The sequence below is a fragment of the Paraburkholderia sp. Ac-20336 genome, assembly GCF_017105025.1.
Taxonomy (GTDB): domain Bacteria; phylum Pseudomonadota; class Gammaproteobacteria; order Burkholderiales; family Burkholderiaceae; genus Paraburkholderia.
Genome location: NZ_JAAGPS010000322.1, coordinates 1 through 579, shown reverse-complemented (window position 1 = coordinate 579; position 579 = coordinate 1). Strand labels below are relative to the sequence as shown.

General features: G+C 63.4%; 1 protein-coding gene. It reads left to right on the top strand.

Annotation, left to right across the window (positions count from 1 at the left end; all coding sequences use genetic code 11):
* Positions 1 to 579 (top strand): NAD(P)/FAD-dependent oxidoreductase (locus GXB81_RS31250; RefSeq protein ID WP_205991234.1); only part of this gene is annotated, 579 nt, incomplete at both ends.

Below are 579 nucleotides of genomic sequence, written 5' to 3'. Positions count from 1 at the left end.
GCGCGCGCGGACATCTCGGCCGTCAGCTGAACGAGAAGTTCAAACTGCGCGACGGCGTCGATCCTCAGGTCTACGGCATCGGCATCAAGGAACTGTGGGAAATCGATCCCGCGAAGCACAAGCCGGGTCTGGTGATGCATACAGCCGGCTGGCCGCTCGAGAACGATACGTACGGCGGCTCGTTCCTTTATCACCTGGACAACAACCAGATCGTGGTCGGCTTCGTCGTTGGTCTTGGCTATTCGAATCCGTATCTGTCGCCGTTCGAGGAATTCCAGCGCTACAAGACGCACCCGGCGATCCGCGCGATTCTCGAAGGCGGCAAGCGCGTGTCGTACGGTGCGCGGGCGATTACGGCGGGCGGCCTGATGTCGCTGCCGAAGCTGGTGTTCCCAGGCGGTGCGCTGGTCGGCGACGATGCGGGTTTCCTCAACGTCTCGCGTATCAAGGGCTCGCACGCGGCGATCAAGACCGGCATGCTCGCGGCCGACGCGGCCTTCGACGCCGTGCAGGCCGGCCGCCAGGCTGACGAACTGACTGCGTATCCGGAAGCCTTCAAGACCTCATGGCTTCACACCG